A 24,358-nucleotide genomic window follows, 5' to 3' on the forward strand; every position below is an offset into this window, starting at 1 on the left:
TCATGCGCATCGTCTGTCAGAAATGCGCGGCCGCCTATGCGATCGATGATCGACTGATCACCGCCAAGGGCGTTCGCGCGCAGTGTCCCCGTTGCCGGCACCTGCAGCTCGTCCGGCGCGATCCCACGGCCGCGCCCGCAGCTGGCGCGCCGGCTCCCACGCCGCAGCCCGCGGCGCCCGCCACCCCGGCTCCTCCGACTCCGGAGGCCGCGTCGGCTGGCGCCCCTCCAGCGGACGACCTCTTCGGCGACTTCGGTTCGCCTCCGCCCCCGGCCGCCGCTCCGCCCCGTCCCGCACCAGCGGCCGCCCCGCCCCGCCCCGCTCAGGGAGGGGGAGGCGCACCGGGCTCGGACCTGTTCTCCGACTTCGGCGCGATGCCGTCTCCCAACCCCACGTCCGCGCCGCCGGTGGACCCGTTCGCGGCCCCCGGCCTCGCGGCCCCGGCCGCCCCGGGGACGGGGGGCGCCGCGGCCGGGGAGGACCCGCTGCTCGACTTCCTCGGGCCGGCCCCCGCGGCGCCGTCCGCTCCCGTGGCGCGCAGGCCCGCGACGCCCGTGGCGCCTCCGCCCGGAAGCGCGTCCGCCCCTCGCACGGGAGCCCCCGCCCTCCAGGCCGCGCAGCCGGTCACATCCGGCTGCCGCTCCTGTGGCAAGGCGCTGACGGACTCGTTCGACCAGGCGCTCGGCATCTGCGACGACTGCCGGCAGCAGCAGCCGGCGGCGGCAACACCCGCGGCGGCGGCCCCTGCGCCCGCGCCCGCCGCCCCGGAGAGCGCGGACTTCCTGCCGCCGCTCACGACGCTGGAGGCGGGCTCCGCGGCCGCGTCCCCGATGCCGCCCGAGCCTCGCAGTGCTCCGCGTGCCCCCGCGGCCCCCTCGCTGGGCGCGGAGCCGAGGAGCAACAGCAGCCCGCGCATCCCCATCAGCACGGACATCATCCCCGACATGGGCCCGGAGCCCCGCAGCGGCTCCCGCGCGGCGGCGCCGTCCATGGGGCCCGAGCCCCGAAGCGGCTCGCGCACCTCCACCCTCTCCTCGGTGCGCACGGGCACGGCGCAAATCCCGGCCGTGGGCCGCGAGTCCGGTGGGCGCCGGGGCGTGCTCGCAGGCGCGCTCGCGGTGCTGCTCATCGGCGGTGGCGCCGGGGCGTACTTCCTCTACACGAAGCACCAGGAGGACGTGCGTCGCAACGCGCAGCCTCCGGGGCCGCCGCCCGTCCCGGAAGCGGTGCAGGCCTCGTTGTCGCGCTGGAAGCTGAAGTACCTGGAGGAGCTCACCGGCACCTCCAGCGCGGAGAAGCTGGGGGAGGGGCAGCAGCAGCTCGCCCGGGATGAGCGCTTCGCGTACGGCGAGGCGGAGGAGTCCTTCCAGCAGGCGCTGCTCCTGGACCCGCAGAGCGACGAGGCCATCGCCGGCTACGTGCAGGCGCTGGCGCTGGGCCGTGGCTCGGGCATGGACGACGCTTCCTTCCAGGAGGCGAGCGCGCTGGTGGAGGCCGCGCAGGCCCGCTCCGGCCGCACCGCGCCGCTGCTGCTGGCGAACGCGAACCTGTTGCTGGCCCGCTCGCGGCAGCCGGAGCGGATGGAGCAGGCGCGCAAGCTGGCCGAGGAGCTGCTGGCCCTGCCCAAGGTCTCCGACGCGCAGAAGGCGGAGGCGCACCTGGTGCTGGGCCGCGCCTTCCTGTCCACGTCCCGGGAGCTGGCGAGCACGCACTTCGACGCCGCGCAGAAGCTCGCCCCGGACCTCAAGCGCGTGGCGTACTACCGCGCGCTGGCGCACGAGTCGGCCGGTGAGTACTCGCTCGCGCTGGACACGCTGCGCAAGCGGCTGGCGGCGAACCCCGGGGACTGGGACAGCCTGGCCGTCACCTCGCGCATCTACCAGGAGGTGGATGAGCCCGGGGAGGCGCGCAAGCTGTACGAGGCGCGCGTGAAGGCGAGCCCCACCGAGCTGCGCGCGCTGCTGCCGCTGGCCATGCTGCGCTACCAGTCGGAGGACAACCCGGCCGCGGCCGTGCGCGAGCTGCGCGCGCTTCTGAAGAACCGCTCCCGCTACGAGAACCCCGAGGTGGCCGAGGTGCTGGTGCACCTGGCGGCCGCGCAACGCTCCGCCAACGACGCGGACGGGGCGGCGAAGTCGGCCGAGGAGGCCCTGACGCTGGTGAAGGGCCTGCCCGAGGCGCACCTCCAGGTCTTCCTGGTGGCCCTGGGCCGCCGCGACGCCGCGCGGGCGCGGGAGCACTTCACGGGCCTGCGGGGCCGCCTGGACGACGCCGCGCTGGAGAAGGTGCTCGAGGGACGGCTGCTGCTCCTGGAGAAGAAGCCCCTCGAGGCGGTGGAGCGCTTCCAGGAGGCGGTGCGGCTGGATGGGCGCAGGCTGGATGCGCAGCTGCTGTCCGGCGTGGCCTCCGCGGGCGCGAAGCGGCGGGACGACGCGTTCCGCGCGCTCAACCCGGCGCTCCAGTCGGACCCGATGCGCCTGGCGCCCCGGCCCGTGGCGACGCGCTTCTGGCTGCGTCCTCGCGACACGGTGGAGGGCGTGGAGGGTGCCATCCTCGCGCTGGCCGAGGGGCCCGAGGACCCGTCCCCGCTCCTGTACGAGGGCCTGCTGCGCTTCCACCAGGGCGACCTCGAAGCGGCCGAGCGGCACTTCCGCGACGTGCTGGAGGTGGACGCGAACAACGCGGCCGCGCTCGCGTACCGCTCGCTCATCGCGCTGAAGCGCGGCAACACGTCCGAGGCGAAGGCCCTGGGCGCGCGCGCGGCGGCGGAGGGCCGGCAGACGCCCGTCGCCCACCTGGCGCTGGGGCTCGCGCTGGCGGAGTCCCGGCAGGTGGAGCCCGCCAAGCGCTCGCTGCGGGACGCGCTGCAGCTGGCGCCCGCGCTGCTGTCGGCGCAGGCGCGGCTGGCGGAGCTGGAAGCGCCCCAGCGGCGCGACGTGGCACGAGACACCCTGGTGCGCGTGGTGGGGTTGGACCCGTCGTACCTCCCCGCCAAGCGGATGCTCTACCAATTGGAACGGTGAGGTGGATGTGAAGGTCCTGCTGCTCGGTTCCGGAGGCCGCGAGCACGCGCTCGCGTGGAAGCTGTCCCAGAGCCCCCGGCTCACCCGGCTCTTGTGTGGCCCCGGCAACCCGGGCACCGCGCGGCTGGCCACCAACGTCCCCGTGCGCGCCGACGCGCCGGACGAGGTGGTGGCGCTGGCGAAGCGCGAGGCGGTGGACCTGGTGGTGGTGGGGCCGGAGGCGCCGCTGGTGGCGGGCGTGGCGGACGCGCTGGCGAAGGCCGGCATCCCCTGCTTCGGCCCGGTGGCGGGCGCGGCCCTCATCGAGGGCTCGAAGGCCTTCGCCAAGGAAATCATGGCCGAGGCGGGCGTGCCCACCGCGGCCTTCCGCACCTTCACGGACGTGGCCCGGGCCGAGGCGTATGCCGTCGAGCAGGGCCGCATCGTCGTCAAGGCGGACGGGCTGGCCGCGGGCAAGGGCGTCATCGTGGCGCACGACGTGGAGGCCGCCCGCGCGGCGGTGCGCGCGGTGGGCGCCATGGGCGCGGCGGGCCAGACGATGGTCCTGGAGGAGCTGCTGGAGGGCGAGGAGGTCTCCGCCATGGCCCTGTGCGACGGCGAGCGCTACGTCATGCTGCCCTTGTCGCAGGACCACAAGCGGGTGGGGGACGGGGACACGGGGCCCAACACCGGCGGCATGGGCGCGTACAGCCCGGCGCCCTTCCTGACCGACGCGCAGCTGGCGGACGTGGGCGAGCGTGTCGTCGCCCCCACGCTGGCCGTGCTGCGCCGGCGCGGAATCCCGTTCCGGGGCGTGCTGTATGCGGGGCTGATGCTCACGCGCAGCGGACCGAAGGTGCTGGAGTTCAACGCGCGCTTCGGCGACCCGGAGACGCAGGTGCTGATGATGCAGCTGGGCGAGGACCTGCTGCCGCTGGTGGACGCGTGCGCGCGGGGCCAGCTGGAGCCGCGGCCGCTGGTGTCCAACCCCGGCGCCTCGGTGGGCATCGTGCTGGCCGCGCAGGGGTATCCGGACGCGCCGAGGAAGGGCCAGCGCATCGACGGGCTGGACGCGGTGCCCGCGGACGCCACGGTGTTCCTCGCGGGCGTGGAGGCGAAGGACGGCGCGCTGGTGACGGGCGGCGGCCGGGTGCTCACGGTGTGCGCGCGGGGGGACGACCTGGCGCGGGCGCGCGAGCGGGCCTACGCCGCGGCGGAGGCGGTGCGCTTCGAGGGCATGCACTTCCGCCGGGACATCGGCGCACGAGGGATGAAGGCGACGCCGTGAACCGCGTCTCTCGCTACCTGCTCAGGGAGCTGCTGGTGCCGCTCGGGGCGTGGGTGGCATTCATGTTCCTGCTCCTGTTCGTCATGCAGTTCCTGCGGGGCACGGACGTGCTGCTGGGCTCCTCGGTGACGCTGGTGGACCTGGGGCGGCTCATCGCCTACCTGACGCCCCACTTCCTGATGATGGCGCTGCCCATCGCCTTCCTGCTGGCCATCCTCCTGGGGCTGGGGCGGCTGGGCGAGGACCGGGAGCTGACGGCGCTCCAGTCGCTGGGCGTGGGGCCGACGCGCCTGCTGGCCGCGCCGATGGGCGTGGCCGCGGCGCTCAGCGCGCTGATGATGCTGATTACCTCCACCGCGCAGCCCTGGGGGCTCACCGGGGTGAAGGAGCTGGTGAGCGAGGTCATCCGGAAGAACGTGGTGGGCGACGTGAAGTCCGGCGTCTTCTACGAGGACCTGAGTGACTTGACGCTCTACGCGGAGCGGGTGTCCCCGGACGGGCGGTGGACGAACGTGCTGCTGCACGACGACCGCGAGGCGAGCGCGCCGCTGCTGGTGCTGGCGCACCGCGGACAGGTGGGCGTGAGCGGGAAGGGCGAGGTGCTGCGCTTCGCCCTGGAGGACGGCGAGGTCCACCGCTCCGGGCGGGCGGGCGAGGACTACAGCGTCATCCACTTCGACAAGTCCGAAATCAGCGTGGGCGTGGGTGTGTCCATGGGCAAGCGCAGCCGCTTCACCTCCGCGAAGGAGGAGCTGACGCCCGTGGAGTTGATGCAGGCGGCGGCCGACGCGGAGGCGCAGGGCGGAGACCCGCGCTCGTTCCGCATGGCGCTGCACAGCCGGCTGGGCAACGCGCTGGCGCCCATCGCCTTCGCGCTCCTGGGCACGCCGCTGGCCATCGGCCGACGGCAGTCGGGGCGGGCCTGGGGCTATCTGCTGACGCTGGGCGGCTACGTGCTCTACTACCTGCTGAGCCGGGCCTTCGAGCAGATGGGGCAGAAGGGGCGGCTGCCGGTGGAGCTGGCCGGGCAGCTGGCCAACGTCATCTTCATGCTGGTGGGCGCGGTGGCGCTGTACCGCGTGAACCGCTCGGGGACGGTCCGGTGAAGGGCACCCTCTTCGGCTATGTGCTGCGCACGTACCTGCGCTTCGCCCTGGGCATCCTGACGGGGCTGGTCGTCATCTTCGTGGTGGTGGACTTCGTGGACCGCGCGAAGTCGTACACCGGGCCCGGCTGGGTGGAGGCCGCGGCGAAGCTGTACGCCTACAAGGCGCTGGTGTCGGTGCAGCAGCTGGGGCCGGCGGCGCTGCTGCTGGCGGCGGGGACGGCCGTGTCCGCGCTGCGCAAGCAGGGCGAGGTGACGGCCATCCGCGCCCTGACGTTCGGCCCGTCCGCGCTGTACGTGCCCATCCTGGTGTGCTCGCTGACGGCGTGCGTGGGGCTGGTGGCCTTCGACGAGCTGGTGGCGACGCACGCGGGGCGGCGGGTGGATGAAATCACCACCCAGCGCTTCAACCGCGGAGGCGACTGGCGCTTCTACTACACGCCGAAGCAGTGGTTCCGGCGGGGAGACCGCATCTTCTTCCTCCGCTCGGGCAGCGCGCAGGACGGCTTCCGGGACGTGTCCATCTTCACGGTGTCGAAGGACTTCGAGCTGCGCCAGCGCCTGGACGCGGCGGAGATGCATTCGAAGGAAGGCACGCGCTGGCGGCTGGTGGACGTGGTGGACCGCAGCTTCTCCGGTGAGGGGCGTACGAGCGTGAAGCAGCTCGCCGAGGCGGAGTACGACCTGGGCGTGGCGGCCAACGTCTTCCGCATCCGCCCGGGACGGCCGGAGCAGATGCGCGTGGCGGAGCTGCGGGAGCAGATTGCCGCGCGCAAGGAGGTGGGGCTCGCGACGCGGCAGTTCGAGCTCGCGCTGCACAACCGCTTCTCCTATCCCATGGCGGCGCTGCCCGCGGCGCTGCTGGGCGTGGGGCTGGCGCTGCGCACCAACCGCCGGGGGCACCTGACGGCGGCCATCATCGAGGGGCTGCTCACGGCGGTGGCCATGTGGGGGTTGATGGTGGTGTGCCGCACGCTGGTGTTGACGGAGCGGCTGCCGCCCTTCGTGGCCGCGTGGATGCCCACCTTCCTCCTGGTGCTGGTGGCCGGGGCGGTGTGGCTGCGGCGCGAGGGCCTGCTGCACCTTCCTCGCGGCCGGGTGACGGTGAGGTAGCGTGTCGACACCCATGGCCTCCGCTCCTCCGCCGACGGTGGACCCACGCCTGCGCCGCGCGGTGGCCGGAGTGCTCGTGGTGTGGGCGGTGGGGCTGGTGCTGGCGGAGGTGGTGCTCCAGGTGGCGGCCGGCGCGGCGGTGCTGCTCGCGGGCGTGCTGGCGGCGCGGAAACGACTGAGGCTGGCGCCGGACGTCCGCGCGTACGTGGTGGCGAGCCTGGCGCTGTGCGCGTGGCAGCTCGTGTCGCCCGCGGTGGCGCTGCTGACGGGCGTGGCGCAGAAGTGGCCGCGCAGCTCCCGCTACGGGCAGGTGCTGGACACGGTGGCGGGCGCGGCGGTGGCGTGCATCGGGACGGTGGGCGTGCCGTGGATGCTGCTGGCGGCGGTGGTGGTGGGAGGGTGGCTGCTGGCCGCGGCGCTGGGGCTGTTCCAGAACCGGGTGCGGTGGCCTTGGGAGCCGCCCGCGTTCCTCAAGCTGAGCGTGGCGCGCCTGCACGAGAATTTCGGCACGGAAGAGTCCCCTCGCTTCGCGGCCGGAGGGTTCTTCTTCCACCGGCTGCGCTTCGCGCACGGGGCCATCGCCGCGCTGGGGCCGGCGCTGGCGGTGCTGGGCGGCTCGGAGGTGGCGCGGCGCCGGGCGGTGGCCGGTGTGGTGGTGCTGGGGATGCTGGTGTCCATCTACAACGCCTTCGCGCGGGCAGCGCTGGGCGCGGCGCTCATCGTCAGCGTGGTGGCGCTGCTGCTGCTCGTGCAGGGCCGGACGCGCAAGGTGGGGATGGCGCTGCTGGCCATGGCGGTGGTGGCGGTGCTGGTGTCACCGGCGTGGCGCGCGCGGCTGGGCAAGGCGTTGGGCAACGTCTACGGGGGCGAGCGCGAGCTGGCCATGTCCGTGGGGTGGCTGCTGGTGCGCGAGCACCCGCTGACGGGCGTGGGCTTCGGCAACCACCGCACCGCGGCCATGGCCACCGCGGCGCAGACGGGCATCAACGACTTCCTGGCCACGGACTCGCACAACCTCTGGCTGACGGCCTGGGCGGAGACGGGGCTGGTGGGGCTGGTGCTGCTGGCGGCCATGCACGGCCTGCTGGGGCGGGCGCTCATCCGCAGGCACCGCGCGGGCTCATTGGCGGCCACGGGCGCGCTGCTGTCGTGGGTGGGCTTCCACGTGCTGTCGCTGGTGCACTACCTGCCGTTCCACTCCAGCGTGCACCTGTCCTTCGCGCTCGTGTGGGGACTGGGGCTGTGCGAGGGCACCGGGGTGCTGAGGGATGGGCCCGGCTCAACCGCCACGGGTGCCCGGAGCTGAAGGCGCCTCCAGCACCCGCCGGTACACCGCGAGCGTGCGCCGCGCGCAGTCATCCCAGGTGAAGCGCGCGGCCCGCTCGCGGCCCAGCTCAATCAATTCACCCCGCAGCACCTCGTCCCTCAGCACGCGCAGAGTCGTCTCCCGCCAGACCGCGGCATCATCCGGAGGGAGCCTCAGCGCCGCGGCGCCCACCACCTCCGGCAGCGCCGTCGCGTCCGCCGCCAATACCGGGCAGCCCGCCGCCATGGCCTCCAGCGCCGGCAGGCCGAAGCCCTCGTACTTCGACGGCAGGAGCAGCGCCGCCGCCGCGCCGTAGAACAGCGGCATGTCCGCCTCGGGCAGTTCCTCCAAATCCAGCACGTTCTCGTGCAGCCCCAGCTCGTGCGCCACCGCGCCCTTGCCCGCCAGCAGCACCACCGGCACCGGCAGCTCCGGCGCGACGAGCTTCAAGAGCTCCAGGTTCTTGAAGCGCTTCGCGTTGCCCACCGCCGCTACGTAGCGTGCGGGCAACTGGTGCCGCTCGCGGAAGTCCTTCGCCTCGCCCGGCGTCGCCGGCTGGAAGCGCGCGTCCACGCCGTTGTGGATGACCTGAAGCCGGTACGGCGACAGGTGGAGGTACTTCGCCAGCTCGTCGCGGGAGAACTCCGACACCGTCACCAGCGCCGACGCCCGCTTCGCCCGCGGCCCCACCACCACGCGGTAGTAGAGGGACTGCACCGGCGTGTACTGGTCCGCCAGCGCCAGGTGGTTGGCGTCGTGCAGCGTCGCCACCAGCCGCCCGTCCCAGAACAGCGGCATCGAGAACGAGGTGGCGTGGAACGCGTCCGGCTTGAGCTTCATCAGGTCCGCGGCCAGCGCGGGCTGCTCGAAGGCGGAGAGGAACCCCGCCCGCGAGCGGTGCAGCGGCATGGGCGGCGTCAGGTCTCCGAGCCCGTCCGGCAGCCCCTGGGGCGCCACCAGCGCACTGAAGCGCAAATCGGGCGCGAGCGCCGGCATCCGCCGCGCCAGTTCCAGCGCGTACCGCGCGATTCCATGCAGCCGGCCGCGCACCATGCGCAGGTCGAGGAGGACGTGGGCCACGGCCCTCCGCGTACCACACGTGGGGCCCTCTTGGGGGGCGACCGGGCGAGCGGCCCACCAGTCCTTTCGGAACCACGCGTTCCGGATGCTAGAAGCCCCTTCCGTGAAGGTCGCCCTGGTCCACGATTGGCTCGTCACCCACCGCGGGGGAGAGCGCGTCCTCGACGCGCTCTGCGAAGTCCTCCCGGACGCGGACATCTACACCCTCGTCCACAAGCCCGGCAGCCAGTCCCCGGCGATTGAGTCCCGCCGCATCTTCACGTCCTTCCTCCAGCGCATCCCCGGCATCCACGCGCGCTACCGGCACTTCCTCCCGCTGATGCCGCGCGCGATTGAGTCCCTGCGCCTCCAGGACGACTACGACCTGGTCCTCTCCTCCAGCCACTGCGTCGCCAAGGGGCTGCGCACCCCGCCGGGCACCCCGCACCTGAGCTACGTGCACGCGCCCATGCGGTACATGTGGGACCTCTTCGACGACTACTTCGGCCCGGGCCGCGCGCGGCTGCCCGTGCGCGCCGCCGCCCACGCGGTGCGGCCGTGGCTGCAGCGGTGGGACCGTCAGACGGCCTCGGGCGTGCACCGCTTCGTCGCCAACAGCCACCACATCGCCGGGAAGATTCAGCGCTTCTGGGGCCGTGACGCCTCCGTCGTCCACCCGCCCGTCGCCCTGGAGCGCTTCGCCCGGCAGCCGCTGGAGGGAGGCGGGCAGGGCGGCTACTTCCTGTGGCTCGGCGCCTTCGCCCCGTACAAGCGGCTGGACGTGGCGCTGGAGGCGTTCCGCGAACTGGACGCCCCCCTCTGGGTGGTGGGTACGGGCCAGGAGGCCTCGCGCCTCATGTCCGGGCCGGTGCCCCCGCACATCCGCTTCCTCGGCAACGTCAGCGATGACGCGCTGCCGGGCCTCTACCGCGACGCCCGCGCGCTCATCTTCACGCCCGAGGAGGACTTCGGCATCACCCCGCTGGAGGCCCAGGCCACCGGCCGCCCCGTCATCGCCTACGGCAAGGGCGGTGTGCTGGAGACGGTGACGTCGCGCACCGGCCTCTTCTTCTCCGAGCAGACGCCCGCCGCCCTCGCCGCCGCCGTGCGCCAGTTCGAGGTGTGGGAGCCCGGCTTCCGCCCCGAGGACGCTCGCTCGCAGGCCGAGCGCTTCAGCCGCGCCGCCTTCCAGCGCGCCATGCTCGCCGAGGTGGAGAACCTCCTCAGGCTGGGGAAGTCCTCCCCAACCCGCGCCGCCGGGGTGTGACGCCGCTGTCAGCCCCCTCTCCACCTTCCGTGGCCCCCCACCGTCTCCCACCTCACGCTGTGGGGGAGGGGTCACTGCAACCCATTGGTTTCACGCGTTTTCCCATGCTAGGACACGCGCCCGTCACGGTGTGTTGGGCAATTCGCGTGCTCGCTGTCATGGGGTGCGAGTCTTGCAGCGGGTGGGCCGCCCGTTGACCAGGTTACAGGAGTCCCGCGGTGTTCAGTCGTCTCCAGCGGTTCTACACGTCCATCAAGATTGTCGCGGACATGATGATGCTCGCGGTGGCGTTCGGCCTCGCGTACGTCACCCGTTTCTCCGGCCTGTTCCCCATCACCGAGGGGATTCCGCCCTGGGACGACACGCTGGTCTCCCTGTTGATGGTGCTGTTCATCTTCCCGGTGACGTTCAAGCAGTCGCGCCTGTACGCGACGAACCGGGCGCGCACCAACACGGGTGAGGTGTTCGAGGTCTTCAAGTCCACCATCACCGCGACGCTCATCCTGGTGGCGGCGACGTACTTCGCGCGCGAGCGCTACTCGCGCCTCACGCTGGTCATCTTCGTCGGCTACGCCTTCGTGCTGGTGACGTGCAACCGGCTGCTGTTCCGCTGGGTGCTGAGTGAAATCCGCCGGCGCGGCCACAACCTCAAGTCCATCCTCGTCATCGGCGCGGGGGAATTGGGCCAGCGCGTGATTGAGACGGTGGAGGGCCACCGCGAGCTGGGCTTCCGGGTGACGGGCGTGCTCACGCTGCGGCCGGAGAAGGTGGGCCAGTACGTGGGCGGCGTGCGCGTCATCGGCCACGTGGACTCCGTGAATGCGATGCTGGATACGCAGCCGGTGGACCAGGTCATCATCGCGCTGCCCCTGGAGGACCAGGCGCACGTGAAGCGGCTGATGGAGCAGCTCGCGCTGCGCACGGTGGACGTCCGGGTGGTGCCGGACCTGTACCAGTACATCACCCTCTACGGCGGCCTGGAGGAGTTCGGCGGGCTGCCCATCATCCGCCTCCAGGGCGACCCGATGGAGGGCTGGAGCCGGGTGGCGAAGCGGGCCTTCGACATCACCTTCGCGCTGGTGGCCATCCTCATCACCTCGCCGCTGATGCTGGCCACGGCGCTGGCGGTGCGGCTGACCAGCCGCGGCCCCGTGCTCTTCCGTCAGGAGCGCATGGGCATGGACGGGCGCACCTTCCCCATCCTCAAGTTCCGCACCATGCGCGTGGACGCCGAGCACGCCGGCGCGATGATGGCCTGCCCGGGGGACACCCGCCGCACGCCCATTGGCACCTTCCTGCGCAAGTACTCGCTGGACGAACTGCCCCAGTTCTTCAACGTGCTCCTGGGGGATATGAGCCTCGTGGGCCCGCGCCCCGAGCGCCCCGTCTTCATCGAGGAGTTCAAGCGGCAGATTCCGCGCTACCACCTGCGCCACAAGGTGAAGGCCGGCATCACCGGCTGGGCGCAGATCAACGGCCTGCGCGGGCAGACTTCCATCCAGAAGCGCATCGAGTACGACCTGTACTACATCGAGAACTGGTCCCTGCTGATGGACCTGAAGATTCTCGTGCGCACGGCGCTCGGCGGCTTCCTGTCGAAGAACGCCTACTGACGGGCGTCCCGGCGCGGCTGTCTCGAAGGTCCAGGAGACCCTGGCCGCCGCGGTCGCCTGGAGTGGGGCGTGGTAGGCAGGCGCCCACTGAATTCTTCACTGGGAGCATTCGCGGCGCTGCCGGGTGTGCGGGCCAGCGAGCAGGCGTGGGGAAAGGGCCGTGCCAGGGCCCCGGGGGAGGTGTGCGGGGCAGGAAGCCGTCTACAATCGGCGCGGTATGGCCGAAAAGCTCGGGGCACTCCTGGTCCGCAAGGGCCTCATCACGCAGGCGCAGCTCGACGAGGCCCTCAAGGCTCAGCTCATCTATGGTGGGCGGTTGGGCACCAACCTCGTCGAGTTGGACATCATCGACATCGACACGCTGGCCATGGTGCTGGGGGAGCAGTCGCGCTTCCCCGTGGCACAGGACGCGGACTTCGCGGCGGTGACGGAAGCGACGCTGGCGCTGCTGCCGGCCGCGCTGGCGGAGAAGCACCAGGCGTTCCCCCTGGGGCAGGAGGGGCGGCGGCTCAAGGTGGCCATGGTGAACCCCATGGAGCTGCGGGACACGGACGCGCTCAGCTTCGCAACCGGGTTGCGCATCGTCCCGTATGTCGCGCCCGAGCTGCGGATCTTCCACTTCCAGGCCCAGCGCTACGACCTCAAGCGGGAGTCGCGGTACATCCGGCTCGAGCCCAGCCGACGCCCGGCCCAGGCCACGCCGGCTCCCGCGAGCGCGCAGCGAGCGCCCGCGGCTCCGCTGCCTCCCGCGCCCGTGCGTCCCGAGCCGGCGTCCGACGGAATCTTCGGTGGGCTCGCGCCGGGGCAGTACCTCAGCGACGACGCGGACGCGGACGCGGGTGAGTCGGCCGAGGTGCGGTGGGCTCCGGCCGCCTCCGGCAACGAGCACCTCTCGGGTTACCTGGCTCCGCCCGCGCCGCCGGTGGCGATGATCGACCTGAGCGAGGACGGCGAGATGCGCGTGGCGAGTCCGCCGCCGCCCGGGCCGCCGGTGCTGGCAGCGCAAGGGCAGGGCCGGCCGTCGGCGCCTCCGCAGCTCACGCCCGCGGACAAGGCTCGGGGTGCCCCGGGAGGCCGTCCCTCCTCGCCGCCGCGCCTCACGCCGCCGGAGCTGCCCCGGTTGGAGATGACGCCTCCGCCCCAGCTGGAGGCCGAGCCGGCGGAAGAGCTCGACGTGCTGGAAGAGGGCGTCATCGAGGAGGACGCGCCGGTGGTCGCTGGCATTGCGGCCGAGCCGGCGGTGTTGGGGGACGCGATGCGGGCGGCGCCCGTGTCCGGAGGCGGGCGACCCGGTTCACCACCGCGACCACCGCCCCCGGAGCTGCCACGGGGGCAGGGGCCTTCGCAGCTCGCGCAGGCAGCAGTCCCGCGGGCCACGCCTCCTCCATTCGACCACGCGCAGGCCGCGCCTCCGCGACAGGCTGCTCCGGCCGCCGAGGCGCCTGTCGTCGCGGCGGGCTCGCAGCCGCCGGGCATGTTGGCGCGTCAGCCTGGAGGACCGCCGCAGCCTCCGGGGCTGAATCGCGCTCCGCAGGTTCCGGTCACTCCCGCTCCGATGCCGCCGCATGCGGCGGGGCCGGCTCGGCCCATGCCTCCGCAGGGCGGGCACTCCGGGATGGAGGGGCAGCCGGGGGCAGCCGCCTCCATGCCTCCGGGGATGACGGCGAGACCCGGTGCGGCGCCGGACCTGGCCGCGGTGCCGCCGGGAATGATGGGCGCCGCGCGGCCTCCGTCGAGGACGGGACTGCCCGCGGTGCCGGGGCCCCAGGGGGCTGTTCCCCCGGGCCTGTCGCGCCCGCCGGCTCCGCCTCCGGGCCTGGTGCAGCCACCGCCCATGAATGCGCAGGGCGGGCCGCCGCGCCCTCCCGGAGCGCCGCAGGGGCGGCCCACGCCACCTCCGGGCATGGCCGCGCCGCAACCTCCGGGCATGGCGCCCAGGGGCATGCCTCCTCCGATGGCGCAGGGCGGGGCGATGCCTCCCCACGCCATGGGGCCTGTTCCTCCGCACCCGGCGAACGCGCCCATGGCGCCTCCGCCCGGAGCGAGGCCCCCGCACGCCGCCGGGCCCGTGCCTTCGCAGCCCATGGGCCCGCCTGCCGGGATGATGGCGCAGGGCGCCGGGCCTGTGCCTCCGCAGCCCATGGGCCCACCTGCCGGGATGGTGGCTCAGGGCGCCGGGCCCGTGCCTCCGCAGCCGGGTGCCCCGATGGGGCCGCCTGCCGGGATGATGGCGCAGGGCGCGCGGCCTCCCGCGATGCCGGGCGCACCGATGCCTCCGGGCGCCGCGCGACCTCCGATGCCCCCGGGCGCGATGATGCCCCCCGGTGCGGGCGGGCCTCCGATGCCTGCCCAGGGGAGACCGATGGCTCCGGGGATGATGCCCGGGGGGCCGGTTCCTCCGGGCGCGCCAGTGGGCGCGCATCCGGGAATGCCTCCGCGCCAGGGGCCGCCGCCAGGAGGCCCGGTGCCACCGATGGGCGTCCGTGGGCCCGGCGTGCCTCCAGGGCCGCAAGGTCCGGGCATGCCGATGGGTGGGCAGCCCATGCCCCCGCGCCCGCCCCAGGCGGGCATGGCTCCTCCCATGCCGCCTCGGCCCGGAGAGGTCCCGCCGGCTCGCGTGTCCGGTCCGCCGATGGGCATGCCCCTGGGGGCGCATCCGGGAATGCCTCAGGTTCCGCCCGGGATGTCGCCCGCGGCTCCGAGGTCCCCCGAGCTCGCGCCAGTGGTCCCCGCACCGTCGGCGCCCGCTTCGGAGCAGCAGGAGCTTTCGCCCGGCGCGGATGTCATCGCCGCTGCATCGTCCGAGGGAGGCAAGGACGTCGCGGTGCGCGCGCATGTCACGGCGACGCAGGTGGCGGACCCGTCGCGGCCCGAGGCCGCGGAGGCTTCAGCGGCCTCCCTGCCTGAGCAGGAGGCTGCTCCGGAAGAGGTGCTCGCGGGTGAGCTCCTGTCTGATGAGCCCGGCTCGGCTGCGATGGCGGAGGCCGGCAACACCGATGCCCAGCCCTCCGCGGCCATGGCTGGTTCTCCGGCAGCCGAGATGCTCGCAGGCTCCGTCACCAGCGCGGAGCCCGAGGGGATGGGCCACGCGGAGCAGGGGACTGCTCCCGTCGCTGCGAATGCCGAGGCGTCTGCTCCGAGCGCTCGCGACAGCAACACCGTGGCTCCGTCCGAGCCGGTGCACGACCTGTCTCCCGCCGCCCCGGCGACGCTGTCGCCGACCAATGAAGGCGCTCGCGCATCCGAGTCACCCACGAGCAGTCTCGCGGCTGGTGACGACGCTGCCCCCATGACTGCCCGGATGGCGGTTGTCAGCGCGGCAGCAGACGCCTCCGTGAGTGCTCCTACGGCAGCCGGCGAGGAGGCCGGCCTCAGCGCGAGTGCCGCCCCTGGCATCGAGGCTGCGGCGCCGACGGTGTACGAGGCCGCAACTCCGATGGCTGCCGTGCAGAGGGAGCCGCACGAAGCGGAGGGCTCCGTCGAATCGCCCGCGGCTGCTCCGAGCGGCCGGAGCGAGCCCCCCGCAAGCGAGCACACCACGGCCTATGGCTTCGCCTTGCCCGCGGATGCGCTCGGAGAGGAGGAGGAATCAACGCCTGAGGCGGCCCGTCTGTCTCCTGACTCGGGCACGCTGGACGGGGGTGGGGCTCCTGCCTCCGTGGCAGCGTCGGAGGCCGCGGACCTCACGGATGTGCGGGTCGAAGCCTCACCGTCGCTCCGCGCCGACACCGAAGCTGACGTCTCGGCGTCCGTCCCTGGCGCAGCCACGCCGCTGATGGCGCAGGCCCAGCCGGGAACACCTCAGAGCGATGCTCTCCCGGGCGCCATCGACACGGCGGCTGCGGACGCGGCCTCCACGAAGAGCGCGTTGGCCTCGGTCAATGCTGGCTTCGAGCAGGCCGTCGCCGCCGACGCGGATGCTGCGGCGAGCACCGAGTCGTCCCTGGCTCGCGACTCCGAGCTTGCCGTCGCGAAGTCTCCGGACAGTGTTTCCGTCGACCACGCCGCCACGGCCCTCGTCCACACGGAGTCTGGGACTCCCGCCTCGCATGAGGTCCCTGCCAGCGTCGAGCACGTCGCCACGGCTCGCCTCGACGTGGCAACGGAAGCGCACGTGGAGCCCGCTGCTGTCGCTACGAGCCATGCCGTCGCGAAGAGCGGGCCACACGAAGCTCGCGCCGCCGACGCGCATGTCGCCGCGGCACACGGCACCACGGCGACCCCGTCGGATGAAGGCAGCGTCACTGAAGGTCATGCTGCCTCGGCCCATGTCCATGCGGACTCCGGGGCGCACGCGGCTCCTGTCTCTGACGAGCCCGCTGACTCGGCTCACTCCAATGCGGACACCGCGCCGCACGCGGGGTCTGCGCACGTCGCCACGGCCCACCTCGACGCGGACACCGCGCCGCACGCGGAGCCTGCGCACATCGCCACGGCCCGCCTCGACGCGGAAACCGAATCGCGCGCGAGCCCTGCTCACGTCGCCATGGCCCACCTCGACGCGGAGACTGAATCGCGCGCGCACCCTGCGCACGTCGCCACGGCCCGCCTCGCCACGGAGACCGAATCGCACGCGGAGCCTGCTCACATCGCCACGGCCCGCCTCGGCGTCGAGGCGGATTCGCACGCGAGCCCCGCCAACACCGACCCCGCCGCCATGCCTCACGTCGACGCCGTGCCCGGCGCGACGTCGCCCGAGGCACCCACCGCCGCGCTCGCACTGGTGGCCTCACCTGAGCCCGTGAAGTCCGCGCCTCGCGCGCCCATCGAGCTCGATGACCTCCCAGCCTCGTCCAACGAGACGATGGAGCTCGCGTCCACCTGGGAGTTCGTGGGCTGGCAGGGCCGCGAGAACAACGACACCATCGGCCACACGGCGGAGACGACCTGGGCGGACCGTGCCGTGGACCTCGACGGCCCCGCCGCTTCCGCCGCGCCCGCCGAGCCCGCCGCGGGCGAGGTGCCGCTGGCCTCGGCCTGGGACTTCATCCCGCAGCCTTGGCAGCCCCCGGTGGATCAGTCCGCGCTCGTCGGCTCCCTCCTGGCCGCGGCCAGCGCGTCCACGGACACTCCGTCCTCCGGGCCCGCGGTGACGGCGGAGCAGGTGCTCACGGCGCTCGACGGGGTGGGGACGCAGGGCACGCTCGGCAAGGTGCTGCTCGCGTATTGCGCGGGGCGCTACCGGCGCGCGTTCCTGCTCGGAGAGAGCCTCGGCCTCGCGCGGGTGGGGCATGCCTGGGGCCCGGGCAGTGACAGCCCCGCGGTGTCCGCGCTCAAGGTGGACCTCGAGGCCCCGTCGTTGCTCACCGCCGCCATCGCGGCCGGCGCCAGCCCGAGCGTCTTCAACACCCCGGTCAGCGCGCAGGACGAGGCCATCTTCTCCGCGCTCGGTGGGGACGCGTCCTCGCACCTGCTCGTCGCCACCGTCCGCAGCCGCGGCCGTCCCGTCGCCTTCGTCATCGCCGACCACGGCTCGGAGCCCATCGACGCCACGGCGCTCGAGGAGCTCACCCGGGTCATCGACAAGGCCTCGGCGGCCTTCGACCGTCTCCCCTCGGCGCGAGGCGCCTGACGGGCGGGGCAGGGCGAAACGCAGAAGGGCTCCGGAGCGCAGCGCTCCGGAGCCCTTTTCACTTCAAGCGCGCGGTGCCCGGCTCAGCTGCAGCCGCTGGTGGCGCCGCAGTTGCCGCATTTGTAGCAGGCACCGCTGCGCACCATGATGGCTCCGCACGTGTGGCACGGCGGCGCATCCGCCTGGTTGAGCCACGTGGAGCGCAGCCCCGACACGGGCGGCGGCGTGGACACCACCTCGGCGGGCAGGGCGGCCTGCGCGGGCGCCGCGGACACCGGAGCCAGCACCGCGTCCTCCGACTCATCCTGCTTCGGCAGGAACTTCAGCTCCAGCCAGCGGAAGATGTAGTCGGTAATCGACTTGGCGATGGGGATGGCCGGGTTGCCCGTGAAGCCGCTCGGCTCGAAGCGGGTGTGGCTGAGCTTGTCCACCAGCACCTTCAGCGGCACGCCGTACTGGAGCGCCAGGGACACGCTGGTGGCGAAGCTGTCCATCAGCCCGCTCACCACCGAGCCCTCCTTCGCCATGACGATGAACAGCTCGCCCGGCGTCCCGTCCTCGTACATGCCCACCGTCAGGTAGCCCTCGTGGCCCCCAATCGAGAACTTGTGGGTGATGGACCGGCGCTCGTCCGGCAGGCGCCGCCGCACCGCGCGGGGCTCCGGCTTCACGGCCGGCTGGATTTCGGGCGCGGCCGCCTTCGCCTGGGTGTCCTTCCCCGAGTCCTTCGACGTGTTGAGCGGCTGCGTGCGCTTGCACCCGTCGCGGTACACGGCGATGGCCTTCAGGCCGCGCTTCCACGCCTCCAGGTACGCCTTCTCGATGTCCTCCACCGTGGCGTTCGACGGCATGTTCACCGTCTTGGAGATGGCGCCGGAGAGGAACGGCTGGCACGCCTCCATCATCTGGATGTGCCCCATCCACCCGATGCTGCGCTGGCCGCGCGCGGGCTTGAAGGCGCAGTCGAACACCGGCAGGTGCTCGGGCTTGAGGAACGGGGCGCCCTCAATCGTCTCCTGCTTGTCCAGGTAGCTGATGATGTCCTGCGCCTGCGTCTGGGGGTAGCCCAGCTTCTCCAGCGCCAGCGGCACCGTCTGGTTGACGATCTTCAGCATGCCGCCGCCCACCAGCTTCTTGTACTTGATGAGCGCGATGTCCGGCTCGATGCCGGTGGTGTCGCAGTCCATCATGAAGCCGATGGTGCCCGTGGGGGCCAGCACCGTCACCTGGCTGTTGCGGAAGCCGTGCTCCTCGCCGAGCGCCAGCGCCGCGTCCCAGGCCTCCTTCTGCGCCGCGTACAGCTCCTCGCTCACGCCCTCCGGCGCGATGTTGTACGCCGCCTTGCGGTGCTTGCGGATGACGCCCAGCATGGAGTCCGCGTTCTTCGCGTAGCCGGCGAATGCGCCCTGCTTCTCCGCCAGGCGCGCGCTCATCGCGTACGCCTCGCCGCACATCAGGGACGTAATCGCCCCCGCGTAGTTGCGGCCGGCGGGGGAGTCATACGGCAGGCCCGTGGCCATCAGCAGCGCGCCCAGGTTCGCGAAGCCCAGGCCCAGCGGGCGGTAGTCGTGGCTGTTCTTCTCGATCCGCTCGGTGGGGTAGCGCGAGAAGCCGACGATGATTTCCTGCGCCATCAGCATGATGTCCACGGCGTGCCGGAAGGCCGTGACGTCGAAGTCGCCGTCAATGGTGCGGAAGTGCATCAGGTTCAGGGACGCCAGGTTGCAGGCCGAGTCGTCCAGGAACATGTACTCCGAGCACGGGTTGGACGCGTTGATGCGCGCCGTGGCCGAGCACGTGTGCCAGCCATTCACCGTGCTGTCGAACTGCATGCCCGGGTCGCCGCTCAGGTGCGCGGCCTCGGCGATTTCACGGAACAGGTCCCGCGCCCGGTACGTGTCCAGGGGCCGGCCGTCGCGCACCGCCTTCGTCGTCCACGCGCCGTCGTTGACCACCGCCTTCATGAACTCGTCGGTGACGCGCACCGAATTGTTCGAGTTCTGGAAGAAGACCGACGAGTAGGCCTCGCCGTTGAACGACGGGTCATAGCCCGCGTCGATGAGGGCCCAGGCCTTCTTCTCCTCGGCGGACTTGCAGCGGATGAACTCGAGGATGTCCGGGTGGTCGGCGTTGAGGATGACCATCTTCGCCGCGCGGCGCGTCTTGCCGCCGCTCTTGATGACGCCGGCGAAGGCGTCGAAGCCCTTCATGAAGGACACCGGGCCGGACGCGGTGCCGCCGCCGGCCAGCAGCTCCTTGCTGCCGCGGATGGTGGACAGGTTGCTGCCCGTGCCGCTGCCGTACTTGAAGAGCATGCCCTCCGTGCGGGCCAGCGTGAGGATGGAGTCCATGCTGTCCTCCACGCTGTTGATGAAGCACGCGGAGCACTGCGGCTGCGCCTCCACGCCCACGTTGAACCAGACGGGCGAGTTGAACGACGCCTTCTGCCGCAGCAGCAGGTGCGTCAACTCCGCGTGGAACGTCTCGCGGACCGTGTCGTTGGCGAAGTAGCCGCCCTGCACGCCCCACTGGGTGAGGGTGTCCACCACGCGCGCCACCAGCTTGCGCACGCTCGTCTCGCGCTCCGGCGTGCCCGGCGTGCCGCGGAAGTACTTCGACGCCACGACGTTCGTCGCCAGCATCGACCAGGACTTCGGCACCTCGATGTTCTTCTGCTCGAAGACGGCCTTGCCGTCCTCGCCGGTGATGCTGGCGCTGCGGTATTCCCACGCCAGCTCATCCGCGGGGTCCACCCCCGGTGTCGTGAAGAAGCGCTCCACGGTCAATCCCGTAGCCGCCGCACGCCCCTTTCGCCCGTTGCGTCGCTCCTTCCCGTTCACCGACGGCTTCGAGCTCAGCTCCTTGTCCATGTCGCCACCTCCGCGGGGTTCACTGAAAGTCCAGGTGCAAAATTTTGCAAAATGCCAAGGCCGCGAGATCGCTCAGGATCTGGAGATCCCCCGCCGACACACAGCGGTGACTCCGGAGTGGGCTCGCGAAGCGGTTCGACGCGCGCAGAGGCGCTGAAAGCTGTCTTTGGGAATGCCCGCCTGCCTGCCGGGCGAGCGGATCAATACTTCGCCCGTGGCAATCCCGTCAAAGAAACCGCTGACCCCATTGATAGTGCCCTGAAGTGTCATACACACCACCTATTGTGTCCACTGCAGGGAAGTGCCGGGGTGCTACGACTGGCTGCCTGCTTGTAGCGGCGCGCCGCGAGGGCTGACGATCTAGAGCCAGATGGCGGCACTAGCAACCAATGCTTTGCAGTGGCAGAGGTCAGATGGCGAGCCATGTATCGTCACTCCTTCGCAAGCGAGCGTGATCACTGGAAGACGTTTGCTGTGAGTCTGTGCATTGATCCTAGAGGCGCCAACCCGCCCAGCCAGAAACCGGCCTCGGGGGCCGGCGCCGGGCGGTCCGGTGGTGAACGGCGGCGTCGATTTCACGCGTCTGTCGCGTTAGGAGGCGGACATGCCACCTCCCTTCAAACGACACGTCTTCGTCTGCACCAACCGCCGCCCGGAGGGAAACCCCAAGGGTTGCTGCGCCAGCAAGGGCGCGGAGGAGGTGCGCGCCGCCTTCAAGGAGGAGCTCGACAAGCGCGGGCTCAAGGGCGGCATGCGCGCCAACGCGGCCGGGTGCCTGGACACGTGCGCCTTCGGCGTCTCCGTCGTCGTCTACCCCGAGGGCACCTGGTACGGCGGCGTGAAGGTGGAGGACGTGCCGGAAATCGTCGACCAGCACCTCGTCAACGGCCACCCCGTGGAGCGGCTGATGATGCCGTTCTCCCGCAAGGAGAAGGCCGGAAGCTGACGCCTTCCCGCAGACGCCCAGCGACGCGAATCACCTGATTAACCCGGAAAAATGGCTGCGTGACTCCTTCGTGCTGAACCCGAAGAAAGTCCGCGCGGAGGTGGGCGGGTGCGTGGTGCCGGGGCCCCTGGGGCGCCGGCGCATGCCCTGCTGTCTTCCGACGCGGCGAGGAGCACACGCATGCGTCGCAGCAGCTGGGCCTGGGGCCTCATCGCCACCGCCTTGTCCGTTGCAGGTTGCAGTCCGGACGTCACCGCTTCCGAGTCCACCGAGGAGTCCCGGCAGACGGCTCCGCTCGAAGCGGAGTGGGCGGCCGGCGTCTTCTACCCGGTGGGCACGCGCGTCACCTACGTCGGCCGCATCTACGAGTGCCGGCAGGCCCATACCTCCCAGGCGGACTGGACGCCGCTCGCGGTGCCCGCGCTGTGGCTCGACGTGGGGGCCTCGGGTGGAGGCACCGACGCGGGCACGGGCGGCAATACCGACGCGGGCACGGGTGGGGACGTCATCGCGCCCACCGCGAATCTCAGCGCCAGCGCCACGCGCTTCACGGCGGCGGGCACGCTGACGCTGACGGCCACGGCCACGGACAACGTGGGCGTGACGAAGGTGGAGATTCTGCAGAACGGCGCGGTGGTGGCCACGGGCGGGCAGTACAGCCGCGCGTTCTCCGGCTCGGCGCAGAACGGCACGTACATCTACGAGGTGCGCGCCTACGACGCCGCGGGCAACGTGGGCACGAAGTCGGTCACCGTCGTCGTGGAGATTGACGGCCCGCCTCCGGGCGGCGGCAAGCGCATCATCGGGTACTTCACCGCGTGGGGCATCTACGCGCGCAACTACCAGGTGGCCCACGTCCCGGCCTCGAAGCTCACGCACATCAACTACGCGTTCTCCAACATCTCCCCGGACGGCAAGTGCATCCTCGGGGACGCGTACGCGGACATCGACAAGGGCGGCGGCTGGCCGGGTGAGTGGGACGCCGGGCAGCTTCGCGGCAACTTCCGCGCGTTCAAGGAGCTGAAGCGGACGAACCCGCAGCTCAAGCTCCTCATCTCCGTCGGCGGCTGGTCCTGGTCCACGTACTTCTCGCGCGTGGCGGCCACGGCGGCGTCGCGCTCGGCGTTCGTGAAGTCCTGCGTGGACCTCTACATCCGCGGCCAGTTCCCCGGCGTCACCCCGGCCAACGGCGCGGGCGTGTTCGACGGCATCGACATCGACTGGGAGTACCCCGTCAGCGGCGGCCTGCCGGGCAACATCTACAGCCCCGCGGACAAGCAGAACTACACGCTGCTCATGCAGGAGTTCCGCAGCCAGCTCAACGCCGTCACCGCGCAGACGGGCCAGGCGTACCTGCTCACCATCGCCTCGGGAGCGTCGCCGGACCTGCTGGCGAACCGTCAGGAGACGAAGAAGCTGTCCGACGTGCTCGATTGGATCAACATCATGTCCTACGACTACCACGGGGCCTTCGAGAGCACGGTGAACTTCCACTCGCCGCTCCACCGCGTGACGGGGGACCCCGGTGCGGCGGATGGCTTCTACAGCGACGCGACGGTGGCGAAGATGCTGGAGCTGGGCGTGCCCGCGTCGAAGATCGTCCTCGGCGTGCCGTTCTACGGCCGCGGGTGGGGCAGCGTGCCCAACGTGAACAACGGCCTGTTCCAGAGCGGCGTCCCCACGAAGGGCACGTGGGACGACGGCTCGTCGGGGCTGACGGGCGTGTTCGACTACAAGGACATCAAGGCGAACTACGAGCGCGCCGGCTCCGGGTACACGAAGTTCTTCCACCCGGAGAGCAAGGAGGCCTACGTGTACAGCCCGTCCACGCGGGTGTGGATTGCCTACGATGACCCACAGAGCCTGGGCGCCAAGTCCGACTACATCCTGAGCAAGGGGTTGGGCGGCGCGATGTTCTGGGAGCTGAGCGGCGACGACGGCTCGCTCGTCGAGGCGCTCTACCAGAAGCTGCACTGAGTGCAGTTTGCCAGTGCTGTCACCCGGCCAGGGGAGGGCTCGTGCGGTGAAGCCCATACCGCGCGAAGCTTCATCCCCTGGCACATAAGCGCTACGGTGGGCCGCATGTCATTGGCGGCTGCCGCCGTGCCGCGGCGCATGTTTGGGATTGCCCTGCTGCTGATGATGATGGGCAGTCCCGCACTGGCCGCCGAGCCCTGGCGGGCCGCGGTGCGAGTGGCCTGCGAGGAAGATGCCGCCCTGCTCGTACGGGTGCGCGGGCAGAGCAGCGACCTTCCCGTGCTGCTCGAAGCGGTGCCGGGGCCGCCGCTGGACGGGACGGCTCAGGAGCAGTGGCGCGCGGCGGAGCAGCTCGCGGGGCAGGAGCGGGCCCGCGCGGTCCTCTGGTTCCTGCGGATGGGGACGGAGGTGCGCGTCCAGGTCGCCGAGCCCGCCAGCCGGCACCTCTTCGTCCGCGCATCGCGGCTGGAGGGCCAGCCCGGCTCGCTGGAGTGGTCCGTGGGCGCGGAGGCACTGGCGCTCGCCGTCCGCTCCGCTCTGCGAGCCGTGGAGGCGGGCGAGCCGCTCGGAGAGGTGGTGGAGCCCGTGCCGCCCGTGCTGGTGACAGGGGTGGAGCCGCCATCCCCCGAGCCGATGCCGGCGATGGAATCGTCGTCACTTCCTGCGCCCGTGCCGGGAGGACGCGCCAGTCGGTGGATGCTCGCGGTGGGCGCGCATGCCTCGCTCGATGGGTATACCGCCGCAGGTCACCAGGGCCTGTTGCTGGGCGCGGGGTGGGAGGGCCGCTCGCTGCGCCTCCGCCTCCAGGTCCTGGCCGGGCTGCCGGCGCGGCTGCGCGACGAGCGGACCCAGGTGACGTTGGGCCAGTCCTCCGCCGCGCTGTGGGCGGATGCGCCCGTCGTGTCGGGTGGTGCGCTGGAGCTGGTGGCCGGGCTCGGTGTGGGCGTGGTGGGCTTCTCGCGCGCGACGGAGGCGCTGGCGCCCGAGGTCGAGGCCGAGCCATCGCGTGTCGTGCCCGCCCTGCTCGTGGGGCCGGAGCTCGCCGCGCGCTGGAGCGCGGGCGCGCGGCTCGCCTTCGAAGCGAGGCTGAGCGCGGAGCTCCTGCTGGGCCGCCCGGCGCTGGGGTATGCCGTCAACGGAAACGTGGTGCCTCGCGGTGACGGGTGGGCGGTGCGCCCACGTGTCGGGCTGGCAATGGTGTTCTTTCCGTGAGCGCGGATGACCCGATTCCGCCTGTCGT

General features: G+C 72.1%; 13 protein-coding genes. 11 read left to right on the forward strand and 2 right to left on the reverse strand.

Going from position 1 to position 24,358, the window contains the following annotated elements; translation table 11 throughout:
- Positions 1-2: 2 nt before the first annotated feature.
- The 5 genes from ACX9TP_RS16885 to ACX9TP_RS16905 are packed head-to-tail and all read left to right on the forward strand — an operon-like array spanning position 3 to position 7,814.
- Entirely contained in the window at positions 3-3,023 is a 3,021-nt protein-coding gene (locus ACX9TP_RS16885) for a zinc-ribbon domain-containing protein (protein WP_482980753.1), read from the forward strand.
- A 1-nt stretch (position 3,024) separates the two neighbouring features.
- Positions 3,025-4,290, forward strand: a complete 1,266-nt coding sequence (gene purD, locus ACX9TP_RS16890) for a phosphoribosylamine--glycine ligase (protein ID WP_482980754.1) — start codon at positions 3,025-3,027, stop codon at positions 4,288-4,290.
- The gene (locus tag ACX9TP_RS16895; RefSeq protein WP_482980755.1) at positions 4,287-5,396 is read left to right on the forward strand and encodes an LptF/LptG family permease; all 1,110 of its coding nucleotides are present in this window, start codon (positions 4,287-4,289) and stop codon (positions 5,394-5,396) included. The genes purD and ACX9TP_RS16895 overlap by 4 nt, the downstream gene beginning before the upstream one ends.
- Positions 5,393-6,508 carry an LptF/LptG family permease gene (locus tag ACX9TP_RS16900; protein WP_482980756.1) on the forward strand — a complete coding sequence of 372 codons (1,116 nt, stop codon included), beginning with the start codon at positions 5,393-5,395 and terminating at the stop codon, positions 6,506-6,508. Before ACX9TP_RS16895 ends, ACX9TP_RS16900 begins: the two co-directional genes overlap by 4 nt.
- Positions 6,509-6,521: 13 nt before the next feature.
- Positions 6,522-7,814: an O-antigen ligase family protein gene (locus tag ACX9TP_RS16905; protein WP_482982185.1), complete on the forward strand. Its 1,293-nt coding sequence runs from the start codon at positions 6,522-6,524 to the stop codon at positions 7,812-7,814.
- Here the strand turns inward: ACX9TP_RS16905 and ACX9TP_RS16910 are convergent.
- Positions 7,788-8,894 (reverse strand): glycosyltransferase family 4 protein, encoded by a 1,107-nt coding sequence (locus ACX9TP_RS16910; RefSeq protein WP_482980757.1) that lies wholly within the window; start codon positions 8,892-8,894, stop codon positions 7,788-7,790. The two genes, ACX9TP_RS16905 and ACX9TP_RS16910, sit on opposite strands and share 27 nt — an antisense overlap.
- Before the next feature lie 103 nt (positions 8,895-8,997).
- Here ACX9TP_RS16910 and ACX9TP_RS16915 point away from each other — a divergent pair, with 103 nt between their 5' ends.
- The 3 genes from ACX9TP_RS16915 to ACX9TP_RS16925 all read left to right on the forward strand — a co-directional run bounded on the left by ACX9TP_RS16915 (position 8,998) and on the right by ACX9TP_RS16925 (position 17,325).
- Positions 8,998-10,140 (forward strand): glycosyltransferase, encoded by a 1,143-nt coding sequence (locus tag ACX9TP_RS16915; RefSeq protein WP_482980758.1) that lies wholly within the window; start codon positions 8,998-9,000, stop codon positions 10,138-10,140.
- Positions 10,141-10,358: 218 nt separating this feature from the next.
- Positions 10,359-11,753, forward strand: coding sequence for an undecaprenyl-phosphate glucose phosphotransferase (locus ACX9TP_RS16920; protein ID WP_482980759.1), 1,395 nt, complete (start codon positions 10,359-10,361; stop codon positions 11,751-11,753).
- A gap of 217 nt (positions 11,754-11,970) precedes the next feature.
- The gene (locus ACX9TP_RS16925; RefSeq protein WP_482980760.1) at positions 11,971-17,325 is read left to right on the forward strand and encodes a GspE/PulE/PilB domain-containing protein; all 5,355 of its coding nucleotides are present in this window, start codon (positions 11,971-11,973) and stop codon (positions 17,323-17,325) included.
- 83 nt (positions 17,326-17,408) lie between these two features.
- On the opposite strand, the gene ACX9TP_RS16930 is transcribed toward ACX9TP_RS16925, so the two are convergent.
- Entirely contained in the window at positions 17,409-20,195 is a 2,787-nt protein-coding gene (locus tag ACX9TP_RS16930; protein WP_482980761.1) for a vitamin B12-dependent ribonucleotide reductase, read from the reverse strand.
- Positions 20,196-20,799: 604 nt separating this feature from the next.
- On the opposite strand from ACX9TP_RS16930, the gene ACX9TP_RS16935 reads away from it, so the two are divergent.
- The 3 genes from ACX9TP_RS16935 (at position 20,800) to ACX9TP_RS16945 (ending at position 24,330) form a co-directional block, all read left to right on the forward strand.
- A complete protein-coding gene (locus ACX9TP_RS16935; RefSeq protein WP_482980762.1) occupies positions 20,800-21,141 on the forward strand; it encodes a (2Fe-2S) ferredoxin domain-containing protein in 342 nt (113 codons plus the stop codon).
- Positions 21,142-21,321: 180 nt separating this feature from the next.
- A complete protein-coding gene (locus tag ACX9TP_RS16940; protein WP_482980763.1) occupies positions 21,322-23,118 on the forward strand; it encodes a glycosyl hydrolase family 18 protein in 1,797 nt (598 codons plus the stop codon).
- Between the two features lie 105 nt (positions 23,119-23,223).
- Positions 23,224-24,330, forward strand: coding sequence for a hypothetical protein (locus ACX9TP_RS16945; RefSeq protein ID WP_482980764.1), 1,107 nt, complete (start codon positions 23,224-23,226; stop codon positions 24,328-24,330).
- The last annotated feature ends 28 nt before the right edge of the window (positions 24,331-24,358 follow it).

The organism is Pyxidicoccus sp. M15 (genome assembly GCF_056858435.1).